Source organism: Pseudomonas sp. SWRI81, from assembly GCF_014268545.1.
In the GTDB taxonomy this organism is placed as follows: Bacteria; Pseudomonadota; Gammaproteobacteria; order Pseudomonadales; family Pseudomonadaceae; genus Aquipseudomonas; species Aquipseudomonas hamedanensis.
Genome location: NZ_JABWQS010000040.1, coordinates 1 through 24138 on the forward strand (window position 1 = coordinate 1; position 24138 = coordinate 24138).

The 24138-nt window shown below is 60.2% G+C and carries 21 protein-coding genes; 6 read left to right on the forward strand and 15 right to left on the reverse strand.

What is annotated here, in order from left to right:
• Window positions 1-174: 174 nt before the first annotated feature.
• The 4 genes from creD to HU765_RS20990 form a co-directional block, all read right to left on the reverse strand.
• On the reverse strand, window positions 175-1545 hold the full coding sequence (gene creD, locus HU765_RS20975; RefSeq protein ID WP_186622706.1) for a cell envelope integrity protein CreD: 1371 nt from the start codon (window positions 1543-1545) through the stop codon (window positions 175-177).
• Window positions 1546-1728: 183 nt separating this feature from the next.
• The gene (gene creC, locus HU765_RS20980) at window positions 1729-3147 is read right to left on the reverse strand and encodes a two-component system sensor histidine kinase CreC (RefSeq protein ID WP_186622709.1); all 1419 of its coding nucleotides are present in this window, start codon (window positions 3145-3147) and stop codon (window positions 1729-1731) included.
• The gene (gene creB, locus HU765_RS20985) at window positions 3147-3827 is read right to left on the reverse strand and encodes a two-component system response regulator CreB (RefSeq protein WP_186622711.1); all 681 of its coding nucleotides are present in this window, start codon (window positions 3825-3827) and stop codon (window positions 3147-3149) included. Before creB ends, creC begins: the two co-directional genes overlap by 1 nt.
• 69 nt (window positions 3828-3896) lie before the next feature.
• Window positions 3897-4403, reverse strand: a complete 507-nt coding sequence (locus tag HU765_RS20990; protein WP_186622713.1) for a RimK/LysX family protein — start codon at window positions 4401-4403, stop codon at window positions 3897-3899.
• Between the two features lie 285 nt (window positions 4404-4688).
• Here HU765_RS20990 and HU765_RS20995 point away from each other — a divergent pair, with 285 nt between their 5' ends.
• A complete protein-coding gene (locus tag HU765_RS20995) occupies window positions 4689-5576 on the forward strand; it encodes an acyltransferase (protein WP_186622762.1) in 888 nt (295 codons plus the stop codon).
• Window position 5577: 1 nt separating this feature from the next.
• On the opposite strand, the gene HU765_RS21000 is transcribed toward HU765_RS20995, so the two are convergent.
• Window positions 5578-6135, reverse strand: a complete 558-nt coding sequence (locus tag HU765_RS21000) for a DUF2780 domain-containing protein (RefSeq protein WP_186622715.1) — start codon at window positions 6133-6135, stop codon at window positions 5578-5580.
• A 235-nt stretch (window positions 6136-6370) separates the two neighbouring features.
• On the opposite strand from HU765_RS21000, the gene HU765_RS21005 reads away from it, so the two are divergent.
• Complete coding sequence (locus tag HU765_RS21005; protein ID WP_186622717.1) at window positions 6371-6751, forward strand: hypothetical protein; 381 nt, start codon at window positions 6371-6373, stop codon at window positions 6749-6751.
• A 58-nt stretch (window positions 6752-6809) separates the two neighbouring features.
• On the opposite strand, the gene fdhA is transcribed toward HU765_RS21005, so the two are convergent.
• The 8 genes from fdhA to HU765_RS21045 all read right to left on the reverse strand — a co-directional run bounded on the left by fdhA (window position 6810) and on the right by HU765_RS21045 (window position 16949).
• Window positions 6810-8009, reverse strand: a complete 1200-nt coding sequence (gene fdhA, locus HU765_RS21010) for a formaldehyde dehydrogenase, glutathione-independent (RefSeq protein ID WP_186622719.1) — start codon at window positions 8007-8009, stop codon at window positions 6810-6812.
• A 180-nt stretch (window positions 8010-8189) separates the two neighbouring features.
• Window positions 8190-9047 (reverse strand): formyltetrahydrofolate deformylase, encoded by an 858-nt coding sequence (purU, locus tag HU765_RS21015; protein WP_186622721.1) that lies wholly within the window; start codon window positions 9045-9047, stop codon window positions 8190-8192.
• Between the two features lie 232 nt (window positions 9048-9279).
• The gene (gene soxG / locus HU765_RS21020; RefSeq protein ID WP_186622723.1) at window positions 9280-9912 is read right to left on the reverse strand and encodes a sarcosine oxidase subunit gamma family protein; all 633 of its coding nucleotides are present in this window, start codon (window positions 9910-9912) and stop codon (window positions 9280-9282) included.
• Between the two features lie 158 nt (window positions 9913-10070).
• A complete protein-coding gene (locus HU765_RS21025; protein WP_186622725.1) occupies window positions 10071-13088 on the reverse strand; it encodes a sarcosine oxidase subunit alpha in 3018 nt (1005 codons plus the stop codon).
• Window positions 13085-13414 (reverse strand): sarcosine oxidase subunit delta, encoded by a 330-nt coding sequence (locus HU765_RS21030; RefSeq protein ID WP_186549224.1) that lies wholly within the window; start codon window positions 13412-13414, stop codon window positions 13085-13087. The genes HU765_RS21025 and HU765_RS21030 overlap by 4 nt, the downstream gene beginning before the upstream one ends.
• A 14-nt stretch (window positions 13415-13428) precedes the next feature.
• Window positions 13429-14679, reverse strand: a complete 1251-nt coding sequence (locus HU765_RS21035) for a sarcosine oxidase subunit beta (RefSeq protein WP_016772829.1) — start codon at window positions 14677-14679, stop codon at window positions 13429-13431.
• A 20-nt stretch (window positions 14680-14699) separates the two neighbouring features.
• Window positions 14700-15953 carry a serine hydroxymethyltransferase gene (locus tag HU765_RS21040; protein WP_186622726.1) on the reverse strand — a complete coding sequence of 418 codons (1254 nt, stop codon included), beginning with the start codon at window positions 15951-15953 and terminating at the stop codon, window positions 14700-14702.
• A 285-nt stretch (window positions 15954-16238) separates the two neighbouring features.
• On the reverse strand, window positions 16239-16949 hold the full coding sequence (locus HU765_RS21045; protein WP_186622728.1) for a TraX family protein: 711 nt from the start codon (window positions 16947-16949) through the stop codon (window positions 16239-16241).
• A gap of 127 nt (window positions 16950-17076) precedes the next feature.
• Here HU765_RS21045 and HU765_RS21050 point away from each other — a divergent pair, with 127 nt between their 5' ends.
• The 3 genes from HU765_RS21050 to HU765_RS21060 all read left to right on the forward strand — a co-directional run bounded on the left by HU765_RS21050 (window position 17077) and on the right by HU765_RS21060 (window position 19716).
• Complete coding sequence (locus HU765_RS21050) at window positions 17077-18117, forward strand: low specificity L-threonine aldolase (RefSeq protein ID WP_016772826.1); 1041 nt, start codon at window positions 17077-17079, stop codon at window positions 18115-18117.
• A gap of 264 nt (window positions 18118-18381) precedes the next feature.
• On the forward strand, window positions 18382-19206 hold the full coding sequence (locus HU765_RS21055; RefSeq protein WP_186622731.1) for an NAD(P)-dependent oxidoreductase: 825 nt from the start codon (window positions 18382-18384) through the stop codon (window positions 19204-19206).
• A gap of 309 nt (window positions 19207-19515) precedes the next feature.
• The gene (locus tag HU765_RS21060; protein ID WP_186622733.1) at window positions 19516-19716 is read left to right on the forward strand and encodes a hypothetical protein; all 201 of its coding nucleotides are present in this window, start codon (window positions 19516-19518) and stop codon (window positions 19714-19716) included.
• An 81-nt stretch (window positions 19717-19797) separates the two neighbouring features.
• Here the strand turns inward: HU765_RS21060 and gbcB are convergent, their stop codons facing one another.
• Complete coding sequence (gbcB, locus tag HU765_RS21065; protein WP_186622734.1) at window positions 19798-20898, reverse strand: glycine-betaine demethylase subunit GbcB; 1101 nt, start codon at window positions 20896-20898, stop codon at window positions 19798-19800.
• Window positions 20899-21194: 296 nt separating this feature from the next.
• Between gbcB and gbcA the strand changes: the two genes are divergently transcribed.
• On the forward strand, window positions 21195-22490 hold the full coding sequence (gene gbcA / locus HU765_RS21070; RefSeq protein WP_016772823.1) for a glycine-betaine demethylase subunit GbcA: 1296 nt from the start codon (window positions 21195-21197) through the stop codon (window positions 22488-22490).
• Window positions 22491-23367: 877 nt separating this feature from the next.
• On the opposite strand, the gene HU765_RS21075 is transcribed toward gbcA, so the two are convergent.
• Entirely contained in the window at window positions 23368-24138 is a 771-nt protein-coding gene (locus tag HU765_RS21075) for an electron transfer flavoprotein subunit beta (protein ID WP_186622735.1), read from the reverse strand.

A 24138-nucleotide genomic window follows, 5' to 3' on the forward strand; every position in this document is an offset into this window, starting at 1 on the left:
CACCAGCCTCTACCCGGTGCGCCTGACACCGCAGACGCCACTGGCCGGTTCGATCAAACAGGTCAAGGAACAACTGCTCGCGATGGCCCCACCTCGGTTCCACAGGCAAAAGCCCGATAAGCCGCATCACCAATCCGTCCTTCCAATGCTGATCCTCGCGCAAGCCCAACCCGCTCATTGCATCGCCTCCACATCAAACTCAAGCGGTTTGGCCGGTTTCAACCCAATCCCGTACCAGTCCAGTTTGCGCGTCAGCACCATGAACACTCCGAGCAAGCCGAACAGCAGCAGCGAGCCCATCAACAGCGCGTAATCCTCGGCGCTCAGCAAGCCATAAAGCAGGCCGTACAACGCCGCCAGCCCCGCCGAAAAACTCAAGCCATGCCACGCGCTGCGCAGCACATGACTGACATAGAAGCCGATCAGTAGCACGCAGCCACCGGCCGACAGCACGTACGCCAGGGCAAAACCGATGTGTTCCGACAACGACAGCAGTAACAGGTAAAAGAACGCCAGCGCCACGCCGACCAAGGCGTATTGCACCGGGTGCACCGCCAGGCTCTTGAGCACTTCGAAGAGGAAGAAACCGGCGAACGTCAGGACGATGAACAGCAGCGCGTATTTGATCGCCCGATCGCTTTTCAGGTACTGATCCACCGGGTCGATAAAGCTCACGCCGAAGCTGCGGCCGGTAAACGCCTCGCACTCGTTGCTATTGACGCAACGGCTCATGGCGTCTTGCAGGTTGGTAGAGAAGAAAGTGGTCTGCCAGTCGGCACTGAAACCGGCGTCGCTGATTTCCCGTTTGCCCGGCAGAAAGTTGCCGACAAAACTGGGGTGCGGCCAGTTGGCAGTCAGGCTGACGCTGCTGGTCCTGCCCACCGGCAACACCTGCAATGAACCGGTGCCTTGCAGGCGCAGGTCGAAACCAAAGCTCAGCTCGGTGGTTTTGCCGGTGTCCAGCAGCGGCAGCGTCACGCGAACGCCTTCTCCGAGCCAGCCGACTTGAGTCCCCGGAACGAAGTCCAGGCGCTGGCCGTCGAGTTCCAGTTGCAGTGCGTTTTCGATCCCGCGGATGTCGCTGATACCGACCGCGAGGAACGGCGCGTCAAAACGGTAATCGCTGAAGTCTTCTTTAATCCCCAACTGCGCCGGCAAAGAGAAATGGCCGTTGATGCGGTTGTCGGCGTGAAACAGCCGCGCTTCATAAATGCCCCGGGCGCGCAGCTCGGTCTGCACCTGGCCGTCGAGTTCGAAGCGCTCCGGCAGGAAATACAGACGACCGCGCTCCTCAGTCGGTTCGTCATAGCGCTTGTTGGTTTTATCGTGGGTCTTCCAGTTATGGATCACTTTGCGATACGGCACCACCATCACCGGCCCGCTCAGTTGCTGGCTATAACTGGAACTGCGGGCGATGTCTTCGAGCACGCCGTCGCGCAGTTGCTGACGCTCGTCGATGACGCCGTCGATCATCAGCAACGGGATCAGCAACAGCAGGATCAGCAGGGCAATGGCGCCGAGCTTGATGGTCAGATTCTTGTTCATGGGACTCTCCCTGTTTGGATGGGGGGAGTCTGGCGATGCGGTGTGGTGGGAATGTGGGCGGAATATGGAGATTGTGTGGAGATGTTCCGGCCCCTTCGCGAGCAAGCCCGCTCCCACATTGGTTATGCGTCGTTCACCAATCCGTGTGGGAGCGGGCTTGCTCGCGAAGGCAGCGACACGGTCTCACGGCAGACGCAATACCACTTCAACCCCGCCCTCGACATTGGCAATGCGCATCCCCCCGCCATGCAACTTGACCACTTCCTCGACAAAATTCAGCCCCAGCCCGGTACTTTTGCGCCCGGTGTCCGGGCGCGGTAGCGAGTAGAACCGCTCGGTCAACCGCGGCAAGGCGTAATCGGGGATCGGCGCGGTTTGGTTGAACAGGCGACATTCGATCTGCTCGCCGACCCGCTCGGCATTGAAGCGCAACACGCCTTGCGCCGGGGTGAAATCCAGCGCGTTTTCCAGCAGATTGCCCAAAGCCTGGCGCAGCAGGAACGGCTCGCCAATCAGCAGCAGATCGCTGCCGATCGCTTGCTCGACACGCAGTTGTTTCCCCTCGATCCGCGCCGCTTGGGCGCTCAACAGTTGCTCGACCAACACCGAAAGCGGCACCGCCACTCGCTCTTCCAGGCCTTGGCGTTGTTCGACCTGCGCCAGGTTGAGCAAGCGTTCGATCAACTGTTGCATGCGCGCACTTTCGCTGTCGATATTGCCGACAAAGCGCAGGCGCTGAACCGTTGGCATGTCCGCCAGCAGCAACTCCGCCGCACCGCGAATCGCCGCCAGCGGGCTTTTCAGTTCGTGGGTCAGCGTGTGCACATAGCGCTCGACGTAGGCCTTGCCTTCCAGTTGTGTGCGCATCTGCTCGACCGCCGTGGCGAGTTGCGCAAGTTCACCGCCGCGATAGTTCGGCACTTCCACCCGCCGCCCTTCGCTCACGGCTTGCGCATAACCGGTCAGGCGATGCAGCGCGCGGCTCAGCCACCACGACAGCAAGGCGCCGAACAACAGACCGAGACCGATCAACCCGACGCCGTAAATCAGCAGGCGCCGTTCAGTGCGATCGACATATGGCTGCAGCGAACTGTTGGGCTTGGCCACGGTGACCACGCCGATGATCTTGCCGTTGTCACGGATCGGCGCACCAACGTGCATGACCGACGAACCCGGATCACCGGCATCGTTGCGGCTGGAGCGCGCGCCGTACTCGCCGCGCAGGGTCAGGTAGACGTCGTTCCAGCGCGAGTAATCCTGACCGACCGCCACGCCACTGGAATCGAGCACGACGATGCCTTTGGCGTCGGTGACATAGATGCGGTGGTTGACCTGATTCTTCGGCAGGCCCCAAATCGTCGCCTGCGGCTGGCGCTCGCCATAGGCACGCAGCAATTGCGGCCAGCGGTTCTCGCTGAGGGTGCCGGCCTTGAAATCGTCGCGCAGGATTTCCGCCATCAGGTTGGCGGTATCGACCAGTGTCTCTTCGGTGGACTGACGCACGCCGGGGCGGATTTCCTCCATCACCGTGTTCAGTACGAAATAACCGGTCAGGCCGACAAACAGCACGTACACCAGAAAAATGCGCAGGCCCAACGACATCAGCTGTGCCCCGGACTGTAGCTGTAGCCGAGGCCGCGATGGGTCTGGATCGGCTCGGCGTCGGCGCGCACCAGGCGCAGCTTGGCACGTACGCTTTTGATGTGGCTGTCGATGCTGCGTTCGTAACCGGCATCAGCGGCAACGCCCAGCGCGTCGAGCAATTGCTCGCGGCTGAAAACCCGCTCGGGTTGTTCGAGCAGGCATTGCAGCAGACGGAACTCATGACGGGTCAGGCTCAGTGGCTGGCCGCGATAGCTGATTTGTACACGTTCGGGATCGATGCGAAACAACGTGGAACCGGTTTCCACGGTGGGGCGCGGCGCGATGCGCTTGAGGATGGCTTTGACCCGCGCCGCCACTTCGCGCGGGCTGAACGGCTTGACCACGTAATCGTCTGCGCCGATCTCCAGCCCCACCACGCGGTCGATCTCGGCATCGCGGGCGCTGAGAAACAGCACCGGCACTTCGGTGAAGCGTCGCAGTTGCTTGCAGGTTTCGAAGCCGCTGATGTCCGGCAGGCCGATATCGAGAATGATCAGGTCGGCCGGCGTCTGCCGCTGGTGTTCCAGCGCCGCCGCGCCGAGGCTCAGCCAGGTGGTGGTGAACCCCTCGCCCTGCAAGGCAAATATCAGCGTGTCGGCAATCGCCGCTTCGTCTTCGACAATCAGAATGTGCGGCATGGCGTCCGAGCCCGTGGCGGGTAATGCGCGAACGGTGCCCCAAGCCCGGCGTTACGTCAATCAGACCACTTAGCAGTCAGGCTTGTCGGCGGTGTAGCGCCGTGCCGGATTGACTGCCGCGCCGAACTCGCGCAAGGCCTTGGCACCGATCAGCAGCGGGTAATTGAAGTGGCTGCGATCAGTCAGGTTGACCTCGACGGTGCGCTTGACGTTGCCCAGGCAGAGTTCCAGATCGACCACCGGGCGCTTGGCGGCATCGCCGGCATCGCGCTCCTCGTCGTCCTCGTCGGAGCGGCTTTTGATCTTGCTGATGCGCGCCACCTTGTGCTCGAAGACCTTGTTGCTGGCGTCCTTGGTGGCGAGGCGGAAACGCACCCAGTCTTCGCCGTCGCGGGTGAAGGTCTCGATGTCCTTGGCCGACAGCGAGGCGGTCAGCGCGCCGGTGTCCATCTTGGCCTTGAGCACTTCGCCGCCGATCTCCGGCAGCGCGATGTATTCGTAACGCCCGTACAGGGTCGGCTCGGCGGCCATGACCGGCAGGGCGACAAGGGCAAACAGAGCAAGGAGGGATTTCACGTAGGGGGTTTCCTTGGAAAAATTTAAGGGCGGCAGGCGCGAGATTTTAGACACCAGCGAAGTCATTCGTTCGCCATCGGCCGCCTTCGCGGGCAAGCCCGCTCCCACAGGGTGAACGCATTTCAAATTGTGGGAGCGGGCTTGCTCGCGAAGGGGCCAACTCAGTCAACACAACACTTGAGCGAAGCATACGCGGCGAAAAGTGAAACATTCGTCAGCGCCGATTTGGCCTGCTGCGTGAAGCTGCTTATCATGGCCCGCCAACCGGACTTCAAAGAGTTGCTTATGCGCCGCCTGCTCACCGGCTGTTTCGTCACCCTGCTGCTGTTGCTCAACACCCTGATCCTGATCGGGCCGTTGATGGTGTTTGCCCTGCTCAAACTGGTCGCACCCGGGCGCTGGCGTGACTACGCATCATGGGCGGTGATGTGGATTGCCGAAACCTGGGCCGAAATCGACAAGCTGATCTTCAAGCTCTGCATTCCGACGCAGTGGGACATTCGCGGCGGCGACGATCTGCGTCGCGACACCTCGTATCTGGTGGTCAGCAATCATCAATCCTGGGTCGATATTCCGGCGCTGATCCAGACGCTCAACCGGCGTACGCCGTTCTTCAAATTCTTCCTGAAGAAAGAGCTGATCTGGGTGCCGTTTCTGGGCCTGGCGTGGTGGGCGCTGGATTACCCCTTCATGAAGCGCTACACCAAGGCGTTTCTGGCGAAAAACCCGGAACTGGCCGGCAAGGATCTGGAAATCACCAAACAGGCCTGCGAGCTGTTCAAGCGCCAGCCGGTGACGGTAGTGAATTATCTGGAAGGCACCCGCTACACCGCAGCGAAAAGCACACAGCAGACTTCGCCGTTCAACCACCTGCTCAAGCCCAAGGCCGGCGGCGTGGCATTTGTGCTGGCGGCGATGGGTGAACAACTCGACGCCATGCTCGACGTCACCGTGGTTTATCCGCAGGAGAAAATCCCGGGCTTTTGGGACCTGATCAGCGGCAACGTGCCTCGCGTGATCATCGACATCCAGACCCGCGAACTCGACCCGGCGCTGTGGCAAGGCGATTACGAAAAAGATCCGCTGTTTCGCGAGCGCGTCCAGAACTGGGTCAACCAGCTCTGGACCGAGAAGGACCAGCGCATCGACGAACTGCGCGACGAGCGCCGTTGAATCAACTGCCGGTACCCGTGCCCCAGATGCTGCCCAGGCTACTCAACAGCGAACCGCCGACGCCCTGTTGACCGAGGTACTGGAGCAGCACCGGAGCAAACTGGCCGATCATGCCGCTGTCCATGCCCAACGCGCTGAAGGCATTGTTCAGGTCATTGGTGTCCTTGACGTTGCCCAGCGCATTCTCCAGGCCTGCGGATTTTCCGGACGAACCGAGCAACGCGCCCAGGGCCGCCAGATTGCCGCCGCCACCGGACAACTTGTCGATGCCCGGCACTTCCTTGGCCAGTTGCGAATAGTCGGTGCTGCTCAGTTGATTCTTCGCTAGCCCGAGCATCGCACTGGTGCCGCCGACGGCTTGCTCCGGCGTGACATCCAGTGCACTCAGTGCGCTGAGCAAACCGGCGGTCTCCGAAGTCGGCGCGGCGGCCGCCGCCTTGTCACCACCCTGCATGCCCGATACCGCACCGGCCACGTCATTCAGACTGAAACCGGCAAACACCGGCCCGGCGGCCAGCGTCAGGAGCGATGCCAGGGCAAAACCGCGTGAAATCTTCATTCAGACATCCTCTTATTTCTTGGGCTCCATCAACAGGCGGAGCTGCGCCTTTTGACCTGAGACTCAATGAGCTGTTCCAGAACCGGGAAATGATATTAGTCCGGCCGACCACTGCTCGCGATAAAAACCCACCCGATTCATTCCTAATGGTTCTCATAAACTGTCATATATGACAGTAGCCGTCGCAATGCTTCCGGGGCATGGTTGACCTTCAACTCGCCAAGGAAATGAAATCATGCGTATCGCAAGACTATTCACGCCGCTCTGTTTAGCTGTTACTGCAGGCCTCGCACAGGCAGACACCTGCCCCGTGCTTTCAGGCATGCAAGAGGCCAGGGATGGTTCTGAGCTCAAGGACAACTTCGGTAGAATCTGGAAGGTGGCGAATCCGAACGAGCTAAAAATCAACAGGGGCACTGAGTTTGAAAGCGTTACGCACATTACCGAAGACGAAGACGAAACCGGTCCAATCCTGGTCAGTCAAATAAGTTGTCGTTATGGAAACATTGCCTTGGTAGCAGATGTCGCTCACTTCGAATCAACATCCAGCGATTGGACGAAAACCGGTCAATGCACTGCTTCGTTAACTCAGTGCTCCTTTAGCACGAATGAATAACGATTAGCGGAAATGAAAAAGGCGGCATTTCGGCCGCCCTTTTTGTCACCTTGTTCCGTTACGCCGCACTAAACAACTTATGCGGATCAATCACAAACTTCTTCGGCACACCCGCATCGAACTCGCCGTAACCTTCCGGCGCCTGATCGAGGCTGATGACTTGCACACCGACCACTTCGGCGATGTTGATGCGGTCCCACATGATTGCCTGCATCAACTGGCGGTTGTATTTCATCACCGGGGTCTGGCCGGTGTGGAAGCTGTGGGATTTGGCCCAGCCCAGACCGAAGCGGATGCTCAGGCTGCCCATTTTTGCGGCGGCGTCGACGGCGCCCGGATCTTCGGTGACGTACAGGCCCGGGATGCCGATCTTGCCGGCCACCCGCACCACGCCCATCAGTGAGTTGAGCACGGTGGCCGGGGCTTCGGCCTTGACGCCGTCGTGGCCGTGGCCGCGTGCTTCGAAACCGACGCAGTCCACCGCACAGTCGACTTCCGGCTCGCCCAGCAGCGCGGCGATCTGTTCGTGCAGCGGGGTGTCCTTGGACAGGTCGACCACCTCAAAACCCTGGGCCTTGGCGTGGGCCAGGCGGATGGTGTTGACGTCGCCAACGATCACCACCGCAGCACCGAGCAAGCGTGCGGAAGCGGCGGCGGCCAGACCGACCGGGCCGGCGCCTGCGATGTAGACGGTGCTGCCCGGGCCAACGCCGGCAGTGACGGCGCCGTGGTAACCGGTCGGGAGGATGTCGGAGAGGCAGGTCAGGTCACGGATTTTCTCCATGGCCTTGTCGCGGTCCGGCAGTTTCAGCAGGTTGAAGTCGGCGTATGGCACCAGCACGTATTCGGCCTGGCCACCGGTCCAGTCACCCATGTCGACATAGCCATAAGCGCCGCCGGCTCGGGCCGGGTTGACGGTCAGGCAGACGCCAGTGTGTTGCTCTTTGCAGGAACGGCAGCGCCCGCAAGCGACGTTGAACGGCACGGAGACCAGATCGCCGATCTTCAGGTTTTCGACGTCGGAGCCTTTTTCGATCACCTCACCGGTGATTTCATGGCCCAGCACCAGACCGGTCTGCGCCGTAGTCCGGCCGCGCACCATGTGCTGGTCGGAGCCGCAAATATTGGTGGAGACTACTTTGAGAATGACCCCGTGCTCGATCTTGCGACCGCGCGGGTCCTGCATTTTCGGGTAGTCGATTTTCTGTACTTCGACCTTGCCAGCGCCGAGATACACCACACCACGATTGCCAGACATGCTTTCACCTCGCTGTTGTTTTTATGGAACTGCGTTGCCCCAGGCAGGGCAGCGCGTTGAGTGCTCGGGTTATTGCTTGTTGGGTTTTGCGTTGTTTGTTATGACCCTATCGCGAGCAGGCTCACTCCTACATTTGGAATGCGTACCCCTTGTAGGAGTGAGCCTGCTCGCGATGGCGATCTAAAGAACGACGGTGCGATTGGCGTTGAGAAACACCCTCCGCTCGATGTGATAACCCACGGCCCGCGCCAGCGTCAGGCCTTCGATATCCCGCCCCTTGGCAATCAGATCCTCGGGGTAATGACTGTGATCCACCGTCTCGACGCCCTGGGCAATGATCGGTCCTTCGTCCAGATCGTTGTTGATGTAATGCGCGGTGGCGCCGACCAGTTTCACGCCCTTGTTGTAGGCCTGGTGATACGGCTTGGCGCCCTTGAAGCCCGGCAGCAGCGAGTGGTGAATATTGATCGCCTTGCCGTCGAGCTTGCGGCACAGCTCCGGTGACAACACCTGCATGTAGCGGGCGAGGATCACCAGTTCGGCACCGGCCTCTTCGATCACCTGCCAGACCTGACGCTCCTGCGCCGGTTTGTCGTTGGGGTCGAGAGGGAAATGGTAGTAGGGAATCTGGTGCCAGTCGGCCAACGGCTTGAGATCCGGATGGTTGGACACCACCGCCGCCACGTCCATCGACAACTGACCGATGCGCTGGCGGTAGAGCAAGTCATTCAGGCAGTGATCGGCCTTGGAGACCATGATCACCACTTTCGGCCGGTAGTTCGGCGCGGTCAGCTCGAAGATCATGCCAAAGGCCTGCCCGCGCTCGGCCAAGCCTGCACGGAAGGACTGTTCGTCGAAGCCGTCGGGCTGACGGAATTCCACACGAATGAAGAAGCGCCCGGAGAGGCGATCATCGAACGAATGGTGCTCGGTGACGTAACAGCCCTGCTCGAACAGAAAACGCGTGACCGCGTCCACGGTGCCGAGGACGCTGGGGCAATCGGCGGTCAGAATCCATGTGTCTGGGGCGCGGCTCATGGTGCGGTGACTCCTGTTACAACAACGGTGAGCAAAGTGAACTCTGAACCAGGCTGACCTGGGCTGAACTGTTTTTGTGGCGAGGGGATTTATCCCCGTTCGGCTGCGAAGCAGTCGCAAAACCTGTGAGTTCGATCTACCTGATGAACTGCGGTGATTGGTTTTGGGGCGGCTTCGCCACCCAACGGGGATAAATCCCCTCGCCACAGAAGCAGGCACTGGCCATTCAGCTTCAAGCCTGAACGCTAAGGCCGTACTCAGCCGAAGCATCTTGCAACCACAACCACCAGTAATCGGAAAAGCTACGGCGAATCAGCAATTCCCAAGTGTCTTCAGCCGTGTGACGAATCATCAGTTGTGACTTGGCGAACACCGTGCCTACAGCCTTGCCGACCGGGAAGTTGTTCGGGTGCACGTCATAGCTGGTGGACTTCATCAGCACCTGACGCACGTTCGGCCCGCTCAGTTCGAGAATCTGCTGGCCGCCGCTGACGTTGACGATTGCGATGTGCAGATCGCCCAGCGCGTCGCGCAGCTTCTGTTCGGCGGCAAATTCTTCACCGCTTGGCACGATCAGCAGCCACTCGTCCGGGCCCATCCATTGCAGGCTGGTTTCGCCTTTTACAATGACGCTGAGAGCGCCGGGCAATTCAATGCCCAGTGCCTTGTGCACACCAGCGGCGAACGCTGCGTCGTGGCCATCGCCACGAATGGTCAAATGGCCGAGGAGTTTCTTTTCACGCACGATCACGCCGGCGTTCTTGCGGCCCTTGCCGACCAGGCTGGCGAGGTCGGCATGGTGCAGCGACGACTCGGCACGGGCCCCGGTGGTCGGGCGTTGTTGGTAAACATTGGCTGTGGTCATAAAGCACCTTCTGAATTCTGACTTGAGCCCTGTGTAGGCAGATCTACCGCTATCGCGAGCAGGCTCACTCCTACAAGGGGTACGCGATCACCTGTAGGAGTGAGCCTGCTCGCGATAAAGTCGCCGCGGTGCACCTGCACTCCCCAAGAGCCGAACCATCAAATGTTCTGCCGCTCACCCTTCGGATCGAAGAACACCGAAGAAACGATTTCCGCCTCGATCACGCTGCCATCGGCCAGCGGTGCAAACACCCGCTCGCCCATGCGCTTGAGACCGCCCTTGACCACACCCATGGCAAACGAATAACCGAGGGAGTTGTGCGCGTAGCTCGAGGTGACGTGGCCGACCATGGTCATCGGGATCGCCTGCTTGGTGTTGAATACCAGCTGTGCACCTTCCGGCAGCCACTTGGTCGGATCGATCGGCTTGAGACCGACCAACTGTTTACGCTGATCGCGCACGCAGTCTTCACGGTTCATGCCGCGCTGGCCGATCCACGAGAACGGTTTGGTGCGACCGACACACCAGCCCATGTTCAGATCGTCCGGGGTCATCGAGCCGTCGGTGTCCTGGCCGACGATGATGAAACCCTTCTCGGCACGCAGCACGTGCATGGTTTCGGTGCCGTACGGCGTCAGGTTGTATTGCTTGCCGGCCTCGACGATTTTCTCCAGCACGCCCATCGCATAGTCGGCCTGCACGTTGACTTCGTACGACAGTTCACCAGTGAACGAGATGCGAAACACCCGCGCCGGCACATCGCCCACCAGACCTTCTTTCCAGGTCATGAACGGGAACGCTTCGTTGCTCAGATCAATGTCGGTCACGGCGCTGAGCAGCTTGCGGCTGTTCGGCCCGGACAACGTCATGGTCGCCCAGTGGTCGGTAACCGAAGTGAAATACACTTTCAAATCCGGCCATTCGGTCTGGTGGTACAGCTCCAGCCATTGCAGTACGCGTGCGGCGCCGCCGGTGGTGGTGGTCATGACGAAATGGTTGTCGGCCAGACACGCCGTCACACCGTCGTCGAAGACCATGCCGTCTTCCTTGCACATCAAACCGTAGCGGGCCTTGCCCACGTCGAGTTTGGTCCAGGCGTTGGTGTACACGCGGTTAAGGAACTCGCGGGCATCCGGGCCTTGAATATCGATCTTGCCGAGGGTCGAGGCGTCCAGCAGGCCGACGCTGTCGCGCACGGCTTTGCATTCGCGCTTCACCGCGGCGTGCAGGTCTTCACCGTTTTTCGGGAAGTACCATGGACGCTTCCACTGACCGACGTCTTCAAACTCGGCGCCGTTCTTCACATGCCAGGCATGCAGTGCGGTGTAGCGCACCGGTTCGAAGATGTGCCCACAGTGCCGACCGGCCACGGCGCCGAAAGTCACTGGCGTGTAGTTCGGACGGAACATGGTGGTGCCCATCTGTGGGATGGTCACGTTCAGCGAACGGGCGGCAATGGCCAGACCGTTGACGTTGCCGAGCTTGCCCTGATCGGTGCCGAAGCCCAGCGCAGTGTAGCGCTTGACGTGCTCGACCGACTCGAAACCTTCGCGGGTCGCCAGTTCGATACCGCCAGCGGTGACGTCGTTCTGGAAGTCGACGAATTGCTTCGGTGCACGCGCCGAGTTCTTCTCGTGGGGCACCTGGAACAGCGCCAGCGTCGGCTCTTCGAGACGGCTCAGCGCTTTCGGCAACACGCCTTCGACGGTCTGGAAACCGGCTTCGACGGCCGCGCGCGCGCCGCCTTCGAAACCGTCGGCCAAGGCATCGCCGAGACCGTAGACGCCGTTGATGCCACCGACGCACACGCGTTTCTGCGGCGCTTCGCCCGGTACGAAACCGAGAATGTCTTCGCGCCAGACCGGCTTGCCGCCCAGGTGCGAGGCCAAGTGCACCACCGGACTGTAACCGCCGGAGCTGGCGACCACATCGCAGTCGAGCCATTCGCCCGGGCTGGTCACGGTGTGTGCCTTGACGTCAATCGCGGCGACCCGGGCAGCGGTGACGCGCTTGCTGCCACGGGCTTCGATCACGGCGCTGCCGGTGAGGATACGAATGCCCTTGGCGCGCGCCTCTTCCACCAATGCACCGCGCGGATTGCTGCGGGCGTCGGCGATGGCGACCACTTGCAGGCTGGCGTCGAGCCAATCGAGAGCGACGCGATAGGCGTGATCGTTGTTGGTCGACAAGACAAGCTTCTTGCCCGGTGCGACGCCGTAGCGGCGCACGTAAGTCGAGACAGCCCCGGCGAGCATGTTGCCCGGCACATCGTTGTTGCCGTAGACCAGCGGACGCTCATGGGTACCGGTCGCCAGCACCACACACTTGGCGCGCACGCGGTGGATACGCTGACGCACCTGACCGATTGGCGCGCGATCGCCGAGGTGATCGGTCAGACGTTCGTGAATGGTCAGGAAGTTGTGGTCGTGATATCCGTTGACCGTGGCGCGCGGCAACAGCAGCACGTCCGGGGTGTTCGCCAGTTCCGCGATGACACTGGCGACCCACTCCATCGCCGGCTTGCCGTCGAGGCTTTCGCGCGAGTCGAGCAGGCTGCCGCCAAACTCTTCCTGCTCATCGGCCAGAATTACCCGCGCACCGCTGCGCGCCGCCGCCAGGGCAGCGGCCAGACCGGCCGGGCCAGCACCGACGATCAGCACGTCGCAGTGCTGGTTCATGTAGTCGTAAGTGTCCGGATCGTTCTCGGTCGGCGAGCGGCCTAAACCTGCGGCCTTGCGGATGTACTTCTCGTAAGTCATCCAGAACGATTGCGGGTACATGAAGGTTTTGTAGTAAAAGCCCGGCGGCATCAGCTTGCCGCCGACCTTGCCGAGAATGCCCATCATGTCGTTGTTGACGCTCGGCCAGCCGTTGGTGCTAGTGGCGACCAAGCCTTGATACAACGCCTGTTGCGTGGCACGCACGTTGGGAATCTGCGTGGCTTCAGTAGCGCCAATCTGCAGCACAGCGTTCGGCTCTTCGGCACCGGCAGCGAAGATCCCGCGAGGACGCGAATACTTGAAACTGCGGCCAATGATGTCGACGCCGTTGGCGATCAGGGCGGCGGCCAGCGAGTCGCCTTCAAAGCCTTTGTAGGTCTGGCCGTTGAAGGTGAAGCTCAGCACTTTGTTGCGGTCGATCCGTCCACCGTTGGACAGGCGATTGATCTGGCTCATACCTTCTCTCCCAGAGCCGTGGCGGCCGCTTTCTGAGTGTCAGCCTTGTCAGTGAATTGCGGCTTCTCGCCGATCTTGTAGCTCTCGAGAATCTCGTAGGTCACGGTGTCGCGGGTGACGTTGAAATACTGGCGGCAACCGGCAACGTGGTCCCACAACTCGTGGTGCAGACCGCGCGGGTTATCGCGAAAGAACATGTAATCGCCCCACTCCTCGTCGGTGCAGGCGTTCGGATCCAGCGGACGCGGGATATGCGCCTGGCCGGATGCATGGAATTCCTCTTCGGAGCGCAGTTCGCCGCAGTGAGGACAGAAGATGTGCAACATAGGGATTTCTCCTGTTAGTGGGCGACGGCAGCAGCGCCGTGTTCGTCGATGAGCGCACCGTTGTGGAAACGGTCGATGGAAAACGGTGCGGCCAAGGGGTGCATTTCACCCTTCGCGAGGCTTGCGGCAAACACGTTGCCCGAGCCAGGCGTTGCCTTGAAGCCGCCGGTGCCCCAACCGCAGTTGAAGAACATGTTCGGTACCGGCGTTTTCGAGATGATCGGGCAGGCGTCCGGGGTGGTGTCGACGATGCCGCCCCACTGGCGGTTCATCCGCACTCGCGACAACACCGGGAACATCTCGACGATGGCCTGAATGGTGTGCTCGATCACCGGGTACGAACCGCGCTGGCCGTAGCCGTTGTAGCCATCGATGCCGGCGCCGATCACCAGATCGCCCTTGTCGGACTGGCTGATGTAACCGTGCACGGCGTTGGACATGATCACGCTGTCGATAATCGGTTTGATCGGCTCGGACACCAGCGCTTGCAGCGGGTGGGATTCGATCGGCAGGCGGAAACCGGCAAGCTTGGCCATGTGCCCGGAATTACCGGCAGTCACCACGCCGACGCGCTTGGCACCGATGAAACCCTTGTTGGTTTCAACGCCGATGCACACGCCGTTTTCCTTGCGGAAACCGATCACCTCGGTCTGCTGGATCAGGTCCACGCCCAAGGCATCGGCGGCACGGGCAAAGCCCCAGGCCACGGCGTCGTGACGGGCGACGCCGCCGCGACGCTGCACGGTGGCGCCCATGATCGGGTAGCGGGTGTTTTTTGAGCAGTCGAGGTATGGAATTTCGTCAGCGACCTGCTTGGCGTCGAGCAGCTCGCCATCAACGCCATTAAGGCGGTTGGCGCTGACCCGACGCTCGGAATCACGAATGTCCTGCAGGGTGTGGCACAGGTTGTAGACGCCGCGCTGGGAGAACATCACGTTGTAGTTGAGGTCCTGCGACAGGCCTTCCCACAATTTCATCGCGTGTTCGTAGAGGTGCGCCGATTCGTCCCACAGGTAGTTGGAACGGACGATGGTGGTGTTGCGCGCGGTGTTACCGCCGCCCAGCCAGCCTTTCTCGACCACGGCGACATTGGTGATGCCGTGTTCCTTGGCCAGGTAGTAGGCCGTCGCCAGGCCGTGCCCGCCGCCGCCGACGATGACCACGTCGTAGACTTTTTTCGGGGTGGGCGTGCGCCACATGCGCTGCCAGTTTTCGTGGTGGCTGAGCGAGTGTTTGAACAGGCCGAAGCCGGAATAGCGTTGCATAGTCAGTTACTCCAAAACGCTCAGCGATAAACCGGGAAGTCAGCGCACAGGGCCGAAACCTGCTGGGCGACATTGGCCTCGACGTCGGCATCGCCGAGATTGTCGAGGATGTCGCAGATCCAGCCGGCGAGGGTTTCGCACTGGCTGACCTTGAAGCCTCGCGTGGTCACCGCCGGGGTGCCGATGCGCAGGCCCGAGGTCACGAACGGCGACTGCGGGTCGTTCGGCACGGCATTCTTGTTGACGGTGATGTGCGCACGGCCCAGCGCGGCATCGGCATCTTTACCGGTCAGGCCCTGACGGATCAGGCTGACCAGGAACAGATGGTTGTCGGTGCCACCGGAGACGACATCGTAGCCCCGCTTGATAAACACGCTGGCCATCGCCTGGGCGTTATCGATCACTTGCTGCTGATAAGCCTTGAAGCCAGGCTCCAGCGCTTCCTTGAAGCACACCGCTTTACCGGCGATGACGTGCATCAACGGACCGCCCTGAGCGCCTGGGAATACCGCGGCGTTGAGCTTTTTCTCGATCTCTTCGTTGGACTTGGCCAGGATCAGCCCGCCACGCGGACCGCGCAGAGTTTTGTGGGTAGTGGTAGTGACCACGTCGGCATACGGCAGCGGGTTCGGGTACAGGCCAGCGGCGACGAGGCCGGCAACGTGGGCCATGTCGACGAACAGCAGCGCACCGACCTTGTCAGCGATCTGACGGAAACGCGGGAAGTCCAGAGTCTTCGAATACGCCGAGAAACCGGCAACGATCATTTTCGGTTGGCACTCGACGGCCAGACGCTCGACTTCGTCGTAGTCGATCAGCCCGGTGTCGGTGTTGATACCGTACTGCACGGCGTTGTAAAGCTTGCCCGAGGACGACACTTTCGCGCCGTGGGTCAGGTGACCGCCGTGGGCCAGGCTCATGCCGAGAATGGTGTCGCCCGGTTTGATCAGCGCCAGGTACACGGCACTGTTGGCGGAAGATCCCGAGTGCGGCTGGACGTTGGCGTAATCGGCGCCGAACAGTTGCTTGGCGCGTTCGATGGCCAGCGCTTCGACTTTATCCACATGCTCGCAGCCGCCGTAGTAGCGCTTGCCCGGATAGCCTTCGGCGTACTTGTTGGTCAGGCCACTGCCTTGTGCCTGCATGACGCGCTTGCTGGTGTAGTTCTCCGACGCGATCAGCTCGATGTGATCTTCCTGACGTTGCTCCTCGGCATTCATCGCCGCCAGCAGTGCATCGTCGTAACCCTGGATCTGGTCTTGCTTGCTGAACATCGCGTCTCTCCCAGCGGCATCTGTGCGCCATTTCGTCTCGGTGAGGCACCGGCAATCGCAGCGGTGCCCTTTGATGCGATGGTATGACCGGCACAGACAGCTCAAATGCCTGCGCGCGCCACGCAAAGGTGCGTTTACGACATGGCTGGAAAAGGCTGGTCGGACACATCATCCAAAACTGTGGAGATCCCCTGTGGGAGCGGGCTAGCTCGCGAAGAGGCCGTGTCAGTCACATCAATGCCGCCTGACACACCGCCTTCGCGAGCAAGCCCGCTCCCACAGGGATTAGGTGTATGCCGCGCGGACGGCGAGCAGCACGAGGAAATGCGCGGGATACAGGGCATAAGCCCAACGCCGCATCGGTGGCGGCTGAAGATGTCGCAGATGTCGCAACAAGAACATCCCCAGCATCGGCGCCAACAGACAAGTCGCCAGGCCGAGAATCGCCAGACTGTTGCCGAACCGCGCCGATTCGAGCAGCACCTGCCATTGATTCGCGGCGAGACAAATCAGCCCCGGCAACACACTGAGAGACCATGGCCGGCGAAATACCAGCAGCATCGCCAACGGCAGCAGCACTCCGAAAAAGCCGAACATCAGTCGCTCTGAAAAAACCGCCGCGGCCACCAGCGCGGCCAACGCGAGCAATCGCGACACGGGCGCTGAATCCTGCCAGCCCCGCGCCACCAGCAGGCCCAGCGCCAGGGTCGGCATTACGTTCAAGGTGTCAGGCTCGGGTATGTACAAGCGATACGGAATTTCACTGATAGCGCTGAACAGCACCAGCCAGCCCAGATAACGCCATTCTGTTTTTCGTCTGCCGTCACGGGCCAGATTCGCCGCCATCGCCAGGCAAAACCACGGAAACGCCAGCCGCCCCGGCACGTAGAGCCAATCGGCGGAGAACCCGACATATCGCAGGTGATCGAGCAACATGCTCAGCAGCGCCAGCCACTTGAGCAGATCGAGGGCGCCGTCGCGTTTTCTCAGGTGCATAATCGGCCCGTGTCCTTGTAAAGTTCTGCCAGCGACATCCCGTGTGCTCCCCGGATGATCTTCGGTAAAGTGCACACCCTCATTGACCAACGAAGCGTCAAAAGCGCTTCGATCACGGAAGCCGGCCATGACCGACAAGAGCCAACAATTCGCCAGCGACAACTATTCCGGTATCTGCCCCGAAGCCTGGGCGGCCATGGAACAGGCCAACCACGGCCACCAGCGCGCTTACGGCGACGATGAATGGACCGCCCGCGCGGCCGATCATTTCCGCAAACTGTTCGAAACCGACTGCGAAGTGTTCTTCGCCTTCAACGGCACCGCCGCCAACTCGCTGGCCCTGTCGTCGCTGTGCCAGAGTTACCACAGCGTGATCTGCTCGGAAACCGCCCACGTCGAAACCGACGAATGCGGCGCCCCGGAATTTTTCTCCAACGGTTCGAAACTGCTGATCGCCGGCACCGAAAACGGCAAGATCACCCCGCAATCGATCCGCGAAGTCGCGCTCAAGCGCCAGGACATCCATTACCCGAAACCGCGCGTGGTCACCCTGACCCAGGCCACCGAAGTCGGCAGCGTCTACACCCCGGAAGAAGTCCGCGCGATCAGCGCCACCTGCAAGGAACTCGGCCTGCACCTGCACATGGATGGCGCACGTTTCTCCAACGCCTGCGCATTCCTCGGCTGCTCCCCCGCCGACCTGACCTGGAAGGCCGGCGTCGACGTGCTGTGCTTCGGCGGCACCAAGAACGGCATGGCGGTGGGTGAAGCGATTCTGTTCTTCAACCACAAACTCGCTGAAGACTTCGACTACCGCTGCAAACAGGCCGGGCAACTGGCGTCGAAGATGCGCTTTTTGTCAGCACCGTGGGTCGGCATTCTGGAAAACGACGCCTGGCTCAAATACGCCCGCCACGCCAACCACTGCGCGCAACTGCTCGCCGAGCTGGTCAGCGACATCCCCGGCGTCGAGCTGATGTTCCCGGTGCAGGCCAACGGCGTGTTCCTGCAACTGTCCGAGCCGGCCATTGCCGCCCTGACCGCGAAGAACTGGCGCTTCTACACCTTCATCGGCAAGGGCGGCGCGCGCTTCATGTGCTCTTGGGACACCGAAGAAGAACGCGTGCGCGAACTGGCCCGGGATATTCGCGAGGTCATGTCGGCCTGATTCCAGACATTACTTACATCCCCTGTGGCGAGGGGATTTATCCCCGTTGGGTTGCGCAGCGGCCCCAAAACCTGAGAACGCGGTCAAACAGGAAGTCTGCAATCTCAGGATTTACGACTGCTGCGCAGCCGAACGGGGATAAATCCCCTCGCCACGAAAGCTCCTCTCCTTAAGCGACATCGGTGCCTTCCCTCTGCCCTGAAAGACTTGGTCTACAGTGTCTGTCGAGCCATCGCTCGGATAACAACAAGCAGGAGCATCGGCATGTCGCTACAAGGCAAAACCCTGTTCATCACCGGCGCCAGCCGTGGAATCGGCCGTGAGATTGCGCTACGGGCTGCCAAGGACGGGGCCAACATTGTGATCGCGGCGAAAAGCGCCGAACCTCACGCCAAGCTGCCCGGCACCATCCACAGCGTCGCGGCGGAAGTCGAAGCGGCCGGTGGCAAGGCGCTGGCGCTACAAGTCGATGTGCGCAACGAAGAGGCGGTACGTCAGGCGCTGGCCCAGGCCAACGAACACTTCGGCGCTATCGACGCGCTAGTGAACAACGCCGGGGCGATCAAATTGACCGGCGTGCAACACGTCGAACTCAAGCGCTTCGACCTGATGCACCAGATCAACACCCGCGCGGTATTGCTATGCAGCCAGGCCGCCCTGCCCTACCTGAAAAAATCCCGCGGTCACATCCTCAACCTGTCGCCGCCGCTGAACCTGGCAAGTAAATGGTTCGCCCAGTTCAGCCCGTACACCGTGACCAAATATGGCATGAGCATGCTGACGCTGGGGATGAGTGAGGAATTCGCCAGTTACGGCATCAGCGTGAACTCGTTGTGGCCGCAGACAATGATCGCCACGGCGGCCATCGAGTTTCAGTTGGGCAATAGCGAGTCGTTCAAGCAGGCGCGCACCCCGGCGATCATGGCGGATGCGGCGTATGTGGTTTTGAGCAGCAGTGCGCGGCAGATCACCGGGCGATTGTTGATTGACGAAGAAATCTTGCGCGAGGACGGTGTGACTGATTTTGATCATTATCGGTTTGAACCGGATAGCAAAGCAGCACTGATACCCGATCTTTTTGTTGACTGACATAACTATCCGGCAATTGACCGTGCTTTGCCCCTTCCCATCAACTGGAGCATTAAGCACTGCCTACACTCTAACCCAGCTCCATCATTATTCGAAGACTAAAGATCATCCGCTTCAAACGCACAGCTATATATAAAATGCTGAACTACGCAAATGACTTTCGACGAAGCATGATTAATTACTTAGCACACCCAAACCCCTCGCACAAGCTGTAACTTCTGACAGGTGAACTGTTACGTTCAAACAAATACCATACGAAGTGAAGCAACTGCTTTCAACAAAGCTCAACTCATAAAGGGAAGGTGCATCATGTCGACTGAAAATCAAAAGATCGTATTTGGCACTCATATTCTTTCGCCGGAACAAGCCGCTTTAGCCGCGAGCCCTGGCGATCTGGTTTTACTCTACCCAACAAAACCAGGAGCGAAATACTGGAAAATAACCAATAAGGTATTCCGGCAGCAAGAGAATGGCTCATATGAAGTCGTTGTAGATGGCGTTCAGCTTTGAATCACATATGTATCGCTTATAGCAGAAACTGCAGTGTCTGCTATAAGCCTTAATCTGCAACCATCCAGAAAACGATAAAACTTAATATTCAATACGCACATCCCCCTTCGGCACGCTGCAGCACGACAAGATAAACCCTTCGGCCTCATCATCCTCGGTAATCCCGCCGTTGTGCTCCATCTCCACCTCACCGCCCAGTTTCAGCACCTTGCACGTCCCGCAAATACCCATGCCGCAGGCTTTCGGGATCATCAGGCCAAGCTTGGCTGCCGCCGCGTGCACGGTTTCGCCCGGTGCCACGCGGATGCTTTTGCCGGAGGCAGTGAATTCGACCTGATGAAGATCCGCTGCGTCGATTTCCGGCGCATCGGCGGCTTGTTCGGCCTGTTCCACTGCATCGGCGCGAGCCTCGGGTGGCGTGGCGCCGAAGGACTCCTCGTGATAACGCGACATGTCGTAACCGGCCACTTCCAGCAGGCGTTTGACCGCGTTCATGTACGGCGTCGGGCCGCAGCAGAACACTTCGCGCTCAAGGAAGTCCGGGACCATCAATTCGAGCATCTTGTGATTCAGATAGCCGCGATACCCGGCCCAAGGCTCGCCGAGGCCGTGCTTTTCACAGATCAGGTGCAGGCTGAAGTTGTCGATGCGCGAAGCCATGTGTTCCAGCTCGCGGTGGTAAATGATGTCTTTCGGCGAGCGCGCGCTGTGCACGAAGGTCATGTCGACGTTGGCGTTGGTGTCGTAGAACCAGCGCGCCATCGACATGCACGGCGTGATGCCGACCCCGCCGCTCAGATACAGGACTTTCGGGCTCGGGAAGTCCATGGCGTTGAACAGACCGACCGGGCCGTGCACCGCCAGCTCTTGCCCCTCATGCAGGGTGTCGTGCAACCAGTTCGACACCTTGCCGCCCGGCACCCGTTTGATCGTCACCGAAAAGCTGTACGGCACCGACGGCGAGCTGGAGATGGTGTAGGAGCGCATGATCGGCTGGCCTTCGATTTCCAGCTCCAGCGTCACGAACTGCCCGGGCTTGAAGAAGAACAGGATCGGCTGATCGGCCATGAAGCAGAAGGTGCGCACATCCCAGGTTTCCTGGATGACTTTGACGCAACGGACAATGTGTCGGCCATTGGCCCAGGTCTGGGTGGTGACCGGATTCAGGAAGCTGTTGGACATGCTGTTCTCCACGGCCGACTGTCGGCCTCATGTCGGCGATTCTGCGTATAGAGCCGAGCGTGCGTTTACCTATTCGCGACATTGACATACTTATCGCGACCAGCCCCCAACCACCGGGGGTTGCGCGTCGGGAACAGATTGCGCCATGTCGCCCATGGATAAGGTTGCGGGCCGCGCCGGCCCCACACTCGCCTCAACACAAGACGACTTCTTTACACCTTGCGTAGCAACCGTTTTGCAGCACACCTGATCAGCCACTTTCGCCGGCCACGCAGAGGGCCATGAGGATTACATCGATGGACGTCACCGCAAAAATCAGCCTGGGCGATCCGCTGGAACCCGCACGCAAGGCCACCGCGCAAATGCTTCAGGAGCGCGAGCGCACCTTCTCCCTGCCACAGCCGTTCTACAGCGATGAGCGGCTGTTCGATATCGACATGCAGGAGATCTTCCAGAAAGAGTGGTTGATCGCCGGCATGACCTGCGAGATCCCGGCCAAGGGCAATTACCTGACCCTGCAGGTCGGCAAGAACCCGATCATCGTCATCCGCGGCGCCGAGGGCGTGGTGCATGCGTTTCACAACGTCTGCCGCCACCGTGGCTCGCGCCTGTGCACCAGTGAAAAAGGCAAGGTCGCCAAACTGGTCTGCCATTACCACCAGTGGACCTACGAGCTGGATGGTCGCCTGTTGTTCGCCGGCACCGAGATGGGCGCCGACTTCGACATGAAGCAGTACGGTCTGAAACCGGTGAACGTGAAAACCGCTGGCGGCTACATCTTCATCAGCCTGGCGGAAAATCCGCCGGCCATCGATGACTTCCTGTCGACGCTCAACCATTACATGGAACCGTACGACATGGAGAACACCAAGGTGGCGATTACCACCACCTTGATGGAAAAGGCCAACTGGAAACTGGTGCTGGAAAACAACCGCGAGTGCTACCACTGCAACGCCTCGCACCCGGAACTGCTGAAAACCCTGCTGGAGTGGGACGACGTCACCGACCCGCGCGCCGACCAGGCGTTCAAGGACCACGTCGCCGCCTCAGCCGCCGCCTGGGAAGCCGAGAAGATCCCTTACGCCCATGCCAGTTTCGGCCTGCGCAACCGCATCGTGCGCATGCCGCTGCTCAAGGGCACCGTGTCGATGACCCTCGACGGCAAACAGGGCTGCGCGAAACTGATGGGCCGGATCAAGAACCCGGATCTGGGTTCGATGCGCATCCTGCACCTGCCGCATTCGTGGAACCACTGCATGGGCGATCACATCATCGTCTTCACTGTGTGGCCGATCAGCGCCCAGGAAACCATGGTCACCACCAAATGGCTGGTGCACAAGGACGCGGTCGAGGGTGTCGATTACGACGTCGAACGCATGCGCCAGGTGTGGGACGCGACCAACGACCAGGACCGCCGTCTGGCTGAGGAAAACCAGCGCGGGATCAACTCCACTGCTTACCAGCCTGGGCCGTACTCCAAGACTTATGAGTTTGGCGTGGTCAACTTCGTCGATTGGTACAGCGAGCGGATGTTGAACAACCTCGGGGCAGAACCTGCTCCGTATCTCAAAGGTGTTCCGGTTCAAGGCTAAAAGCAAAAGCTTCGCGAGCAAGCCCGCTCCCACAGGTGGAATGCATTTCAACTGTGGGAGCGGGCTTGCTCGCGAAGGCTTCCTGACAGACGACACGTTTCCCAAACCCGATTGCACAATTTCTGACCAACCACCCCGCCACCCATACCCACCAAGCCCTCCAGCCTTCCGCGAACAAGTTATCCACATGCTCACCCACAGCAAATGGGGGTAACTGTGGATGAGACGAGAAACATCCTGCTGATTTTCAAAGAAAAGCCGTGACTTATTCAGAAGCATGGTTTCCGAGAAGCATTGAGTGTTTTTTGATCAAGGCCCTGTAAGCCATGGTTATAAAGGCCTCTAGCGGGGAGCGAACATGTTATCCACAGAAGCGCCAACAGAGATCGGGGGTAACTTTGGCTTGCTTGTGGAAAAGCGTGCTCAACTGGGGAAAAGCGCTTGCTCAGCCAGCTTGTAACGCTGGAACACTGCATTTGGTCGATAATTGATCAAACCTGTGTAGGCCTTGATTCATATAGCCTACAGCTGATAGCGAACATCTTATCCACAGAAGCGCCAACAGAGATTGGGGGCAAGTTCCTGAGTTATCCCGAAGGAAAAGTCAGAAAAATCCGCAAGTTACACTGGTTGTTTTTTGATCTTATGGCTGAGAGCCTTGAACGGTGTGGGATGCGCGCAAGGGCGAACACGTTATCCACAGCTTCGCCAACAGGGATTGTGGGTAAACGACACAAACTGACTATGATGAATGTAACTGTGGGAGCGAGCCTGCTCGCGAATGCGCTGGATCAGTCGATAGATGTACCAGCTGACAGTTTGCTTTCGCGAGCAGGCTCGCTCCCACAGGGGGTGTTCAGTGCCTGGAAGAGGGTGACTAGCGAACGACGCCCTCTTCAATCAGCAACTTCAGAATCGCCTCCGCCCCTGCCTGCGCCGTAACGCCCTTGAGCACCTGCCCGCCGCCACCACTGGCCTTGGCCGTGGCCGCTTTCATCCGGTCAGCGCCGCTTTTGGCCTTGATCACCTTCAAGCGCTTGGGTCGTGGCTTGGCGGGCTGCAGCGTGGCGACGGCCAACAACTCGTCCTCCACCACGTCAACGTCATCGGCGGCCAATTCGCCCCGTCGCGCCGGGCCATAAGCACTCTGCCGAGGTTTCGGCGCGGCGTTATCCACAGTCGCCAGAAACGGCAGTTTCACCTTCAGCCGCCGTCGCTGCCCGCGCGGCAACGCTTGCAGGACCAGCGCCGAACCGTCATTGATCGACTCGACCTGGGCCAGGCCCACCACCAACGGCCAGCCCAGCCCTTCAGCCAGGAGGAACGGCAACATCCCCGAGCCTTCGCCGGTTTCCGCCTGACTGCCGGTCAGCACCACTTGCGCCCCGGCATCGCGCAGATACTCGGTCAATGCCGGCAAAGCATCGCCCCCCGGCGGTTGTTCCAGCACATGCAACTGCTCAAGGCCCATGCCCAGATAGGCGCGCAGTGCCGGTTCGGCGATGTCGCCGGCGTGCAGCACTTGCAGGTTATCCCCAGCCAGTTGCAGGCCCAGCTCCACCGCGCGCGCATCCTGATCGGCGCGGCGCGGGCGGCCGGAGGTCGGGTGGGCGCCGATCGAGACCAGACTGATCACTTTAGTGTTCAT

Excerpts from the sequence above, each read along its gene's own strand:
- HU765_RS21030 (WP_186549224.1), bottom strand. The coding sequence starts at position 13,414 with ATGTTGCACATCTTCTGTCCTCACTGCGGCGAACTGCGCTCCGAAGAG.
- HU765_RS21075 (WP_186622735.1), bottom strand. The coding sequence starts at position 24,138 with ATGAACACTAAAGTGATCAGTCTGGTCTCGATCGGCGCCCACCCGACC.
- HU765_RS21055 (WP_186622731.1), top strand. The coding sequence starts at position 18,382 with ATGTCGCTACAAGGCAAAACCCTGTTCATCACCGGCGCCAGCCGTGGA.
- HU765_RS21040 (WP_186622726.1), bottom strand. The coding sequence starts at position 15,953 with ATGTTCAGCAAGCAAGACCAGATCCAGGGTTACGACGATGCACTGCTG.
- HU765_RS21035 (WP_016772829.1), bottom strand. The coding sequence starts at position 14,679 with ATGCAACGCTATTCCGGCTTCGGCCTGTTCAAACACTCGCTCAGCCAC.
- gbcB (WP_186622734.1), bottom strand. The coding sequence starts at position 20,898 with ATGTCCAACAGCTTCCTGAATCCGGTCACCACCCAGACCTGGGCCAAT.
- soxG (WP_186622723.1), bottom strand. The coding sequence starts at position 9,912 with ATGACCACAGCCAATGTTTACCAACAACGCCCGACCACCGGGGCCCGT.
- HU765_RS21005 (WP_186622717.1), top strand. The coding sequence starts at position 6,371 with ATGCGTATCGCAAGACTATTCACGCCGCTCTGTTTAGCTGTTACTGCA.
- creB (WP_186622711.1), bottom strand. The coding sequence starts at position 3,827 with ATGCCGCACATTCTGATTGTCGAAGACGAAGCGGCGATTGCCGACACG.
- HU765_RS21025 (WP_186622725.1), bottom strand. The coding sequence starts at position 13,088 with ATGAGCCAGATCAATCGCCTGTCCAACGGTGGACGGATCGACCGCAAC.
- purU (WP_186622721.1), bottom strand. The coding sequence starts at position 9,047 with ATGAGCCGCGCCCCAGACACATGGATTCTGACCGCCGATTGCCCCAGC.
- HU765_RS21000 (WP_186622715.1), bottom strand. The coding sequence starts at position 6,135 with ATGAAGATTTCACGCGGTTTTGCCCTGGCATCGCTCCTGACGCTGGCC.
- gbcA (WP_016772823.1), top strand. The coding sequence starts at position 21,195 with ATGGACGTCACCGCAAAAATCAGCCTGGGCGATCCGCTGGAACCCGCA.
- HU765_RS21045 (WP_186622728.1), bottom strand. The coding sequence starts at position 16,949 with ATGCACCTGAGAAAACGCGACGGCGCCCTCGATCTGCTCAAGTGGCTG.
- fdhA (WP_186622719.1), bottom strand. The coding sequence starts at position 8,009 with ATGTCTGGCAATCGTGGTGTGGTGTATCTCGGCGCTGGCAAGGTCGAA.
- creD (WP_186622706.1), bottom strand. The coding sequence starts at position 1,545 with ATGAACAAGAATCTGACCATCAAGCTCGGCGCCATTGCCCTGCTGATC.
- HU765_RS21060 (WP_186622733.1), top strand. The coding sequence starts at position 19,516 with ATGTCGACTGAAAATCAAAAGATCGTATTTGGCACTCATATTCTTTCG.
- HU765_RS20995 (WP_186622762.1), top strand. The coding sequence starts at position 4,689 with ATGCGCCGCCTGCTCACCGGCTGTTTCGTCACCCTGCTGCTGTTGCTC.
- HU765_RS21050 (WP_016772826.1), top strand. The coding sequence starts at position 17,077 with ATGACCGACAAGAGCCAACAATTCGCCAGCGACAACTATTCCGGTATC.
- creC (WP_186622709.1), bottom strand. The coding sequence starts at position 3,147 with ATGTCGTTGGGCCTGCGCATTTTTCTGGTGTACGTGCTGTTTGTCGGC.